Source organism: Staphylococcus simulans (assembly GCF_025561465.1).
GTDB classification, from domain to species: domain Bacteria; phylum Bacillota; class Bacilli; order Staphylococcales; family Staphylococcaceae; genus Staphylococcus; species Staphylococcus simulans.
In genome coordinates this window covers 625788-637625 of the sequence record NZ_CP095100.1, presented here as the reverse complement: position 1 = coordinate 637625, position 11838 = coordinate 625788, and the positions used below count along the sequence as shown (strand labels likewise).

At 35.1% G+C, this 11838-nt stretch carries 10 protein-coding genes; 3 read left to right on the top strand and 7 right to left on the bottom strand.

The window, feature by feature from the left end:
- Positions 1-8 precede the first annotated feature (8 nt).
- Entirely contained in the window at positions 9-1388 is a 1380-nt protein-coding gene (locus MUA87_RS02530; protein WP_262551262.1) for a carboxylesterase family protein, read from the top strand.
- A 38-nt stretch (positions 1389-1426) separates the two neighbouring features.
- On the opposite strand, the gene MUA87_RS02525 is transcribed toward MUA87_RS02530, so the two are convergent.
- The 7 genes from MUA87_RS02525 to MUA87_RS02495 all read right to left on the bottom strand — a co-directional run bounded on the left by MUA87_RS02525 (position 1427) and on the right by MUA87_RS02495 (position 7568).
- Positions 1427-2590: an MFS transporter gene (locus MUA87_RS02525; RefSeq protein WP_023015084.1), complete on the bottom strand. Its 1164-nt coding sequence runs from the start codon at positions 2588-2590 to the stop codon at positions 1427-1429.
- Positions 2591-2761: 171 nt separating this feature from the next.
- Positions 2762-3541: an ABC transporter permease gene (locus MUA87_RS02520; protein WP_002479779.1), complete on the bottom strand. Its 780-nt coding sequence runs from the start codon at positions 3539-3541 to the stop codon at positions 2762-2764.
- Positions 3538-4206, bottom strand: a complete 669-nt coding sequence (locus MUA87_RS02515) for an ABC transporter ATP-binding protein (RefSeq protein ID WP_262551261.1) — start codon at positions 4204-4206, stop codon at positions 3538-3540. Before MUA87_RS02515 ends, MUA87_RS02520 begins: the two co-directional genes overlap by 4 nt.
- Before the next feature lie 168 nt (positions 4207-4374).
- Positions 4375-5118: a CPBP family intramembrane glutamic endopeptidase gene (locus tag MUA87_RS02510; RefSeq protein WP_262551260.1), complete on the bottom strand. Its 744-nt coding sequence runs from the start codon at positions 5116-5118 to the stop codon at positions 4375-4377.
- Positions 5119-5306: 188 nt separating this feature from the next.
- Positions 5307-6095, bottom strand: a complete 789-nt coding sequence (locus MUA87_RS02505) for a CPBP family intramembrane glutamic endopeptidase (protein ID WP_002479782.1) — start codon at positions 6093-6095, stop codon at positions 5307-5309.
- Between the two features lie 192 nt (positions 6096-6287).
- Entirely contained in the window at positions 6288-6896 is a 609-nt protein-coding gene (locus MUA87_RS02500) for a stage II sporulation protein M (RefSeq protein ID WP_262551259.1), read from the bottom strand.
- Positions 6897-7106: 210 nt separating this feature from the next.
- Entirely contained in the window at positions 7107-7568 is a 462-nt protein-coding gene (locus tag MUA87_RS02495) for a DUF1307 domain-containing protein (protein ID WP_002479783.1), read from the bottom strand.
- Positions 7569-7914: 346 nt separating this feature from the next.
- Here MUA87_RS02495 and ppx point away from each other — a divergent pair, with 346 nt between their 5' ends.
- Both ppx and MUA87_RS02485 read left to right on the top strand, forming a co-directional pair.
- Entirely contained in the window at positions 7915-9444 is a 1530-nt protein-coding gene (ppx, locus tag MUA87_RS02490) for an exopolyphosphatase (RefSeq protein WP_037556180.1), read from the top strand.
- Positions 9445-9650: 206 nt separating this feature from the next.
- A complete protein-coding gene (locus tag MUA87_RS02485) occupies positions 9651-11819 on the top strand; it encodes an RNA degradosome polyphosphate kinase (protein ID WP_262551258.1) in 2169 nt (722 codons plus the stop codon).
- Positions 11820-11838 lie beyond the last annotated feature (19 nt).

The window sequence follows — 11838 nt, the reverse complement described above, 5'->3', positions numbered from 1 at the left end:
CGAGTATGATGACATCTATTACAAGACACACAAAAGCAGGCACGATTATCGGACAAATTAAACAACACTGTGAAACGTATTTTGGTATTCCTTACGCTTATCCGCCCATTAACGACAGACGCTTTAAACATGCTGAACTTAAGACAACATGGTCAGAACCTTTACATGCTGATCAATTTAAAGCCATTCCGCCCCAACCCTTTAATAAACTTGAAGCGTTTTTCTCTACACATCCTGAAGACACACAAGTGCCTAAGATTAAACATCAAAGCGAAGATTGCTTATATTTAAATATTTGGAAACCCATCACCGCTTCTTCCAATCAAAAATTACCAGTTATGATTTGGTTTTATGGCGGCGGTTATCTCAATGGTCACGGTTCAGCTGAACTTTATAACCCACAAACCTTCGCTGAACATGCGCAAGTCATTGTCATTACGTTCAACTATCGTTTAGGTGCACTCGGCTATTTGAATTTTAATGCGATTCATGAAGATTACGATATGAACTGCGGCTTATCCGATCAATTCACCGCATTATTGTGGGTCAACCAATTCATCGAAGACTTCGGTGGAGATTCTAACAACATCACTTTGTGTGGACAGTCTGCAGGTGCCATGAGTATTCAAGCATTAATGCATCTAAAAGCAGCACAACCTCTTTTTCATAAAGCGGTCTTAATGAGTGGCCCATTACGTTTTGATGAGGTACAACACAGTCAAAACACTGCGCAACATTTTCTGAACACAGTCACAAAACTTTATGACACTACCAACTTAGCAGCACTCTCAACACATCAAATGATGCATGCGCTAGAAGAAGATTTAGCGCAGTACAGACCTTCTAAAGGTTTAGAATTAATTTACAGTCCTATCTTTGATGAATCCACTATGGTAGATACAACCCCTGACAAGTGGCCTGTGTTAGTGGGTTTCACTGAACAAGAAGGTGATTGTTATATCCGTAATGAATCACGCAAGTTAGCACCTGAGCGCTTTTTAGAAATCATGAAAAATAATGATGTAACCGTAAATACAGCTGCCTTTGATATCACAACGGGCAAAGGCCAATCAGAAGCAATCACCTATTATGAATTTAAACAACCATCCTTACGTTGGTTAGATCATTATCAATATAAGAAGAAATGGCTCTACTGTTTTAATTGGAGTGCACCAGCATCTCAAAATTTTAAAACACCTTATCATATTTTAGATGTCATTTTTTGGTTTGGTCATACAGATATTTTACATGCTCATCATCTTCCTATAACGCCTCATACACATACTTTGATGCAACAGATGATGGACACACTAGGCAAATTTGTGACAGAGGGTCATGTGGATTGGCCTGTTTATACAACAATTGAAGATGCTTATATTTTCGAATAAGAAAAACGCTTAACCCAAAATTGGATTAAGCGTTTTGTTTATATTTGCGGCTTTTGTGTTTGTTTAATACTTAAGACAATTAATACAATCACAATGCCTAAGATACTTGAACTATAAGCAACCGCATGTACACCGATATTTGAGACGATTAAGCCACCAATCATACCGCCCGCTGCAATACCTGCGTTTAAACTAGACATATTCCAGCTGAGCACTTGGCTCGCATCACCTTTCACGTGGTCGATCAAACCACTTTGTACGGCTGGGTTAGTACTCCATTCCATAATATTCCAAATAAAGATGATTAATACAATGATGATAGAATTCGTAATAAACCAATTGACTGCGGCTAAAGATAACGTAAACGCAATTGCGGCAATTAATAACCAAGTCTTACTAGTTAATTTATCTGCAAGGAAACCACCCATGGATGTCCCTAATGTTCCGGCAATTCCATTTACTAATAATATAATAGAGACAAATTGAATGTCATAACCATTTGTCAGCATCAACGGATTAATGTAGACAAACGTAATTGAATTCGCAGTCAGCAACATAAAGGTCACTGCTAAATATTTAATGATTTCTGCACGGTTTAAAATTTTGTATTGTGACGACGTATCGGATGTGTCACCTGACACAGCTGACAGTTCAGCAGGTGTCGGTAAGTAACGCATCATTAAGAAAGCAGCTACAACACTAACCACGATAATAAAAACGAACGTCGCACGCCAACCGAGCCATCCTCCAAGCATCGTTCCGATCGGTACGCCGAAGACATTCGCACCGCTGAACCCTGAATACACAATACCAATCATTTTACCGCGATTCTGTGGTGCCGTCAGCATAGCTGTCAGCGCTAAAATTTTAACAATAATCAAAGCTGCGGCAGCTGAAGAAATAATACGTCCAATAATCAGTAATGTAAAATTCGGTGATACCGCAATTAACGCATTACCGAAGACAAAGACTGCAATGGTCCAAAGTAATACTGTTTTCGCACTGAAACGATTAGTAACTTTGACTAGAATCGGGCCGCAAACGGCGAAAGTAACTGCGTATAACGTCACTAATTGGCCAATCCACGCTTCTGAAACATGTAAATCCGCGCTCATTAAATTCATTATCCCAGCAACCATCATTTCGACCATGCCGACAATAAACACACTGATAATAAACGTTACTATTCTCATAACTGACATTCTCTTTGCCTCCTCTCTTTTGTATGTAAAATTAATATTTTCAACCTTTCCATTATAGTTGAATTGAAATCAAAATGTAAGTGTATGAATTTATTTTTCAATATTCGCTAAAAAAACAGAGCTGTAAAGCAGAAATAGTTTCCCAGCTTTACAGCTCTGTTTATTGTAGATTTAGTTATCATCGTCTTCATCTTCCATCATACTGCCGATGAGTTGATGACGATGGTTAAAGAATTGTTTATAACTTAGATATGTTGCGATGAGTGCTGTTGTGATTGTCGCAGTGGTATGGATAAAGACAACTAAGAGTTGGAATTTGATGGCTTGAAGCGGATCCACGCCACTAATAATCATACCTGTCATCATCCCTGGAATAGAAACTAAACCATATGTTTTCACTGAATCAATCGTTGGGACAATCGCAAGTTTAATACTTTCTCTTACTGCTGATTTAGACGCTAACTTCGGTGTTGCGGCTAATGCAAGTTTACATTCGATTGTACCGTATTCTTTTACAAAAGCACGATCTAAGTTTTGATACGCAAGGTTAATCGCAATTAATCCATTATTCGCAAGCATCCCTGCGATGGGAATCAATTCATTACCGGTAAATTTAATAGCGCCCACAAAGACAATCACGGCTAATGGAATTGCGGTACCGATAAAGATAGATACAAATGAAATCCAAAAGACATGGTGCATCACTTTAGATGCACGACTGATTGTATTCCATGACGCGTTAATAATAATGATTAAGACGAATAAAATTAAAATCCACGGTTCATCCAAATCAAATATGAAATGCAGAATGTAACCTAAGATAACTAACTGAATTACTGCACGAATCGATGCGATGATTAAATCTTTTGCTATGTTTAATTTCTCTTTAATAGAGACTGCAATCGGGATAATTAATAACAGTGCCGTCAGGGCTAAGGCTGTTGTACTCATACATCAATTACCCCTTTCTTATCTTTATTGACTTTACCATCGACAATATCCACACGACGGTCAAAGTGTGACATACTTTGGTCATAGCTATGGGTAATCCACATAATTGATACCCCTTCATCTTTCGCTAAGCCAAAAATAACATCTTCTGCTTTCTCGGTATTATCCGCATCTAAAGCACTTGTGGCCTCATCTAATAATAAAACATCTGGTATGTACATCAACTGACGCGCTAAACAGATACGCTGACGTTCTCCTCCAGATAAAAACTCAACGTTAGTGTCTAAATCATAATGACCTAAACCAAATTCTGATAATAGTTTTAACGCTCTGTCTTTATCGAATTTGTCATTTCGCGCAATAGAAGGAAACGCTAAATTTTCTCCGATTGTACGATCAAATAAATCTGTTTCTTGCGGCATATAACTGATACGTTGACGTAATGTTTCCGGCTCATACGCATCGTATTCCTTGCCGTTATAATACATATGACCGCTCGTCGGACTGATTAAATCACACAACAAATGAAACAGCGTACTTTTCCCGCTGCCGGACGGTCCTACAACTGCGATTTTTCCGCCTTTTTTAACCGTTAAGTCTAAATGGTCAATAATCAGACGTTTATCCGCTTTGTAGCACACATCTTTTAATTCTAAAATCGCCATACTACTGCTCCTTTTCTTCAATCTAGAGAGATGACATTATCCATCACCTTTCTATTCCCTTTCTTATACAATTTAACATATTTCAATTTTGAAAAATATGACAATTATCTAAGTATAGAATAAAAACACTGACTTTATACTTAGCCAGTGTTCATGCATATCTATGACTTAAGAAAATAACATCAAAATAAAGCCGATTGCGTTGTTGAAGGCATGAAGCAAAATCGCAACCGCTAAGTTTTTTCGACTCATCAAATAAACAATAGAAAAGACCGTACCCATCATCACATAAGGTAAAGCTTCATATATAGAAGTCGCATACATCATATGTATACCCGCGAACAAAATGATGGATAATAGTGTTGCTAGAACATTGCCGATTTTCTTACCGAGCTCATGAATAATCACATGTCTGTATAAAAGCTCCTCTACAATTGGCGCGAGGACAACAATGCTGATAAATAAGAATAGCCATAACCATTGATGTTCAAACATAGCTTCAATCATAGCTTGGTTTTGCGTATTATCTAGGTGTAACACATGTTCCATAAGGTATCCTATGCCGGCATTTAAAGTGAAAACCACAATACCTCCGCCAATAATTAGATACCATAGTTTAAATGCACGCCTGATCCTCTCTTTCGCGATAGGTATCAGATAACGTCTATGCATTAAGTAGAAAATGAATAACAAAACTAAACTTGAGGCATCTTGTGCGATACCGCCAAACTCTTCATACTTTATCATCGGAACTTCTCGATTAGTGGCACCATAATAAAGACCAAGCACAAGTTGTAGTAGTATTGCCGCACCAAATAATAAGAAGAAAGATAACGGAATTAGGAAGAAATCACGTTTCATAACTTTAGTCGAGTCAAAAGGATTTTCTAGTGTCTTTGTTGTTTGTGTCATGTTGTCACCTCTTGTTGTTTTCTTTATTGTATAAAACTGAACCAGATTTGCATAAATAAATCATAAAACGTTAAAAACTTATCTTAACCATCAAAGTCTATATAATGCGCGATTTAATTTAATTATTTCCTAGGAAATGAAAAAAGACTGCATATGCAGCCTTTAGAGTGTTTGATTATGCTTTTATATTATGAAAATTTATCCATAATGAACTGACCGACTATGCCAATAAAGCCAATACCATTAATAATCATATGAAAAGCAATAGATACCGCTAAATTACGACGTGAATACATATAAACAAAGACTAATGCACCTGCCATGATCGCATATACACCGAATTCAAATGGCGAGACAGCCCCTGTTACATGAATACCCGCAAATATAATAATGGATAAAATAGCACCAGCTGTATATCCGATTTTCTTACCAAGTTCATGGATAATTAAATGACGGAATATCAATTCTTCTATAATCGGTGTCAAAATCACAATATCAATAAATAAAACTGGCCATGCCCAAGGATTATCAAAGAGTTGAAGAAGAATCATTTGGTTTTGTGTGTTATCAAATTGCAGATGCTTTGGCAGTAATAACATCAATCCACCATAGATTGCTTGTGCGACAGACATCGCTAAGTATGTAAGAAGCAACACCCAAGCGTAGCGTTTTACTTTCGCAAAACGTGCTTTCGCAATTGGTATGATATATTTTCGATGCATCAAGTAATAAATCAGTACTACCACTATTTGACCTACTAAACTGCCGATCACATTCAACAATATAAATGTATGCCTTGTTAAATCACCAAATTGGCTTTCATATATTAAACGTAATGGAAACATCACTAGTGCAGTAATTAATGGAATCACAAGGAAGAACAGCGGAATCAACCAAAAATCTCGTTTCATTACACGATTTGACTGATAAGGATTATCTTGTGTTTGAGCTAATGGACGTTGTTCGTTTTCATTCACGATATCACCTTTTCTAAGCAGCTGCTTATACGTTAACTGCTTGCTTTCGTTTCAAAACAAGATTATAACATATCACTCGTTTATTTAATGTGATTTTTGTGTATATTTTCAAAAATTCATTCTTAATGTTCAACAAAAATCAGACAAAAATATCATCCTAATGCCGACTATTAAAATATAGCAACATTGTCTTTAAGTGAAAAGATTATATATGAAATCTGTGAAGTATGTTTCTAAAAACGCTGCGAGTATGTATAAAGGTAAAGCAACTAGAAGATATACTTTTAGCAAATTACTTAAAGCTAGTTTAAATGAAAAATTTTGCTTTTTATTACTTCTAAATAAATTGCTTATCTTTCTGACGATTGCTTGATTTAATTTATATAAACCACTAATAACGATGCACATGGCAAATATCTCTATAATTGCATGGGGAATTGCGGATCCGACCATAATAATCCCTTTATTAAAATCAAAATGAATTGCAAATCCAAACATGATACCTGTAACTATGCTTGTAGAAATTATATTTAAACAGTACAAAAATGGTATTGGAATTAAGGAAAATATAAACATTTGAAGCGGAACACGGCCACCATTATTTAATATATATTCCCAAACTTTATTTAATCCTTGTGCATCCTCAAGGTTAGAAGGTAAACCACTTGATATACTTTTAAAAGTTTCAATTGATGGGCTAAAGATAAGCGATAACACAAAAGCAATTAAAATAAGAGTCATTGCTACGACGAAAATTTTAATAGTTCTTTTAAAATAATTTGGATCTTGGATATTTAACATAGTTAGCCTCTCTTTTTAAATTATCAAATTAATTGATTACTTTAGGATGAATCGAAAGCTCTCCATCATTACCAATTTGATTATAACAATTATTCTTATTTAATCACGTTAAAATCTATATTTAGTATTATATTTAATGTTTAGTATCTGATTAAAAGCAACAAAAAACAACAAATCACACTGAAGTGACTTGCTGTTTTTATGATGAGATTATTCTTCGCTGAGTGGTTTTTTAACAGTTAAACCAGATTTTTTCAATGATCGTTCTACAGATTTAACATCGACGTAGTCATTGCCTTCTTTTGGCCCAGTCACACCGACTCTATGTGATAACTGTTTTAAATCCGCTTCTTTATAATCAATGTCTACTTTTTGAACTGCTTTGTCTTCTTTGATATCTTTTTTGTATTTAACACCTTTTAAACCTTCGAACACTTTTTCTTGTTTAGCTAAAATATTTTCAGCATCACTTTTCGAAAGTCCATTTTCGTCGTACTTAATTGTCATAATCATTGATTGTTTAACCATTTTATCGCCTTTATAAGTTAAAGTATCAATGACATCTGCCCCTGCTAATTCGCCTTGATATGTTTTGGATTGTTCTTTTTCACAAGCTGCTAAGACGAAAAGACTCAACATAATTATCCCCATAAAGAGAAGGCTGCGTTTCATATCGTTCCCTCTTTTCTTATCCATTTAATAAAATTATTATACCACCTTTTTTCATTTCCACGTATCTCTATTATCTATTTTTTTATGTCCTATTTGAAAATTTAAAGTGTACGCGATTGCTTGTTCAAAATAATGAATATTACTATCATTTTAGTCTATACAGTTAATGTAGAATGTAATGTTTTGTGATAAAATTAAAGTGAGTAAAGAATGTGACTCTTGTTGTCATATCAGGCATTAAGCGTTCTCATTTTTTCTAAAAGAAGGAGTTAGTCATATGATTTTACCAGGACAGAAATTGATTAATCGTCTGCTGACTGCTTCTAAGCAATCAGAGGGGGTTCTCATGAAACGCATTGGATTAATCGATATCGGTTCAAACACCATTAGATTAGTTGTGTTTGAATACGATAGTAAAACAGGCCTTACGGAAATACAAAATATAAAAACACCTGCACGTTTAAGTCAATATTTAGAAGATGACTTGACGATGAATGATGAAGGTGTTCATGTCTTAATTTCAGCATTACAAAGCTTTAAGAAAGTCGCAGATGAATATAAAGTAGACGAACTGCATCCGATTGCGACAGCTGCAATTCGTCAGTCGAAAAACAGAGATGACATTTTAAAACAAGTGAAGAAAAAAATCGGTATGAAACTATCTATCGTTCCAGAATTAGATGAAGCTTATTACGGTTTCTATGCGATTATTAACTCTACTGCCATTGTAGATGGACTTTCTGTCGATATCGGTGGTGGTTCTACTGAAGTTACGTTATTTAAAGGAAAAGAGTTAATTCATTCTCACAGTTTCCCATTCGGTGTCGTTACTTTATCTCGTAAATTCTTTGAAGGCAAAGATCATAATGATAAAGATGCGATTAAAAAAATGCAGAAATTCTTAGACAAAGCCTTTGGTTCACTTGATTGGATCAATAACCAAAAAGTTGCTTTAGTCGGTGTCGGCGGTTCTGCACGTAACGTAGCACGTATCCATCAATCTGAAGTCGCTTACCCTATTGGCGGCGTGCATTGTTATACCATGACGGGCGATGACTTAAATCAAGTTTTTGATTTAATTGAAGACAGTTCACGTGACGACTTAACAAACTTAGACGGCTTAAGTCGTGACCGTGTAGATATCATTCTACCTGCTGTCGCTGTCTTTAAAGCATTATTCAAACAAGTGGATGCGACACAATTCACTTTCTCTAGAAAAGGTTTACGTGAAGGTTATGTGATGTATCAACTCAACCAAAAGATCAAAGATGCTTTTGATCGTTTTAACGTTCGTAACCGTGCATTATATCAATTGTCTAACACCTATAAACATGAAGGTGTAGGTGCCAAACAACGTGTCATTTTAGCTGGTGACTTATTAGATCAATTAAAAGAACAAGACATTATCAAGTTATCTGAGAAAGACCAACGCCTTTTTAAACAAGCAGCTTATATTTATTATTTAGGTCGTTTTATCGATGCCGATTCAGCATCACAACATACGTATTACATTATCTCAAACTCAATGATTGATGGTTTTAGTCACCATGATCGTGTTCAATTAGCGTTAATGGCAAGCTTTAAAAATAAAAGCTTATTAAAATTCTATAATGATGAAACCGGTTGGTTGAACAGTGACCAACTAAGCGACTTACAATCTCTTGGCGGTATTTTAAAATTCATCGATGCCTTGAATGTGTCACATACCAATCCAATCAAACGTATTGAACTCGTGAAAAATGATAAAGAGCATTATACTTTAAATGCCTATTACACCGGTCATCCGATTGCAGAAGAATATCAAGCAAACCGTCAAAAGAAACACTTAGAAAAAGTATTAAAAGGAAAAGTATCAATAAACTTTACAAAATCTTAACATTAATATGTTAAGTTACAAATGGATGTTTCTGTGGATTTAAGCATTTGTATACAATGAAATAAGTTATACAACAAGTTGCACTTGAGCGTTCAATATAAAATTTAAATTGCAATTACTGACATCTCTGAATGACATCACAGAACATAGTCATTTCAATTTTTTTATTTAAATAAAGTCTATTTACTTACCATGGGGTGGTCATTATGGAAAATCAAGTCGTTGAAAAAGATCTCAACAAACCAGAGTTTTACAATAACCGAGAATTAAGCTGGCTCGACTTCAACTATCGTGTCTTACAAGAAGCGAGCGACAAAACAAATCCTTTATTAGAACAATTAAATTTTATTGCGATTTTCGCATCTAACTTAGACGAGTTCTTTATGGTCCGTGTAGCTGGGCTGCAAGACCAAGTTAAAATGAACTTCAACAAACCCGAGAACAAATCTCAAATGACACCTAAACAACAACTGGCTGCTATAAAAGAAAAAAATACGCCACTTGTTGATTTACAGTACGAACGCTATAACGAATTGACGAATCGTTTACGCGAATATAATGTGATTACTACCAAACCACAAGATTTAAATGAAACGTTACAAAATGAATTAGAACAAGAATTCAAAAATAATATTTTACCGACGTTAACACCACTGGGCATTGATGCATATCATCCATTCCCGAAGCTAGTTAATAAAAGTTTGAATATCTTTGTGGAATTAGATACTGATGAAACAACAAATACAGCAATTGTTCAAATTCCATCACTAATTGATCGTTTCATGATTTTAAAAGATGAAGATAAACAATACGTTTTAATGGTTGAGGATGTTATCGATTATTTCATTGAATTCCTCTTCCAAGGTTATGACATCAGAAAAACTTTCACATTCCGTATTACACGTAATGCTGACTTAACGATTCATGAAGACGGTGCTGAAGATTTATTAATCGAAATCGAACGTTTCTTGAAAATGCGTAAAAGCGGTTCAGCTGTACGTCTAGAAGTTGATTCACGTAATACAAATGAATTAGACATTGAAGGTCTAAAAGAACAATTAGAAATTCATGACGATGATGTTTACTTTGTGGATGGTCCATTAGATTTAACAATGGTATTTGGTTTAGTTGGTTATTTAACACCGCAACTGCCAAACTTACGTTATGACCGTTATACACCGCAAATTCCTGAATCATTAGGTTACAATGATGTCTATGATTTAGCGTTAAAACGTGACATTTTCTTCCATCACCCATACGAATCATTTGAACCGATTGTCGACTTCATCCGTGAAGCTGCTGAAGATCCTGATACAATTGCGATTAAACAAACATTGTATCGTGTCAGCAAAGATTCACCGATTATCAAAAGTTTGAAATATGCGGCTGAACAAGGTAAACAAGTCACTGTTCTTGTTGAATTGAAAGCCCGCTTCGATGAAGAAAACAACGTCCATTGGGCACGTATGTTAGAAGATGCAGGTTGTCATGTAATTTACGGTATGACACATCTGAAAACACACAGTAAAATTACATTAGTGGTTAAACGCTTAAAAGGTCGTCTTGTACCATTTGTACACTTAGGTACTGGTAACTATAACGATAAAACAGCGGAAATCTATACAGATATGGGTATCATCACATCACATAAAGGTATTGCTGAAGATGCGATTAACTTCTTCAACTACTTAAGCGGTTATTCAATCAAACCTCACTACAATGAATTGATTGTAGCACCGTTTGATATTCGTGATGTATTCGTAGAACGTATCGAAACTGAAATCAAAAATCATCAAGAATATGGCAATGGTCATATCATTATGAAAATGAACTCTTTAACAGATAAAACGATTATCAAAAAGTTATTTGAAGCATCACAAGCAGGTGTTAAAATTCAATTGATTATCCGTGGTATCTGCTGCTTGAAACCTGGTGTTCCAGGCGTGAGCGACAATATTGAAGTTGTAAGTATTGTAGGTCGTTTCTTAGAACATTCTCGTATCTACTACTTCCATAACAACGGAGATGAAAAAATCTATTTATCATCAGCAGATGCGATGACACGTAACATGATTAAACGTGTAGAAATTTTATTCCCTGTTCATGATGCGAAAATCAGAGAACGCTTATTAAACTTTGTGAACTTACAATTATCTGATAACCAAAAAGGTCGTTATCAAGATAAGAATGGCGTCTACCATTACGTTAACAACAATCAACTGCCTTTAAATTCACAACTTTACTTGATGCATCAAGCAGTTGAATTAGCGAAAGCTATCAAACACAAAACACCATTTACTGAGGCGCGTCCCAAGGGTACGTCTCAACCAAGACGTAATTGGATTTCACGTTTAAAAAATACATTTAAATCTTAAGATAAGTCTCATATCAATA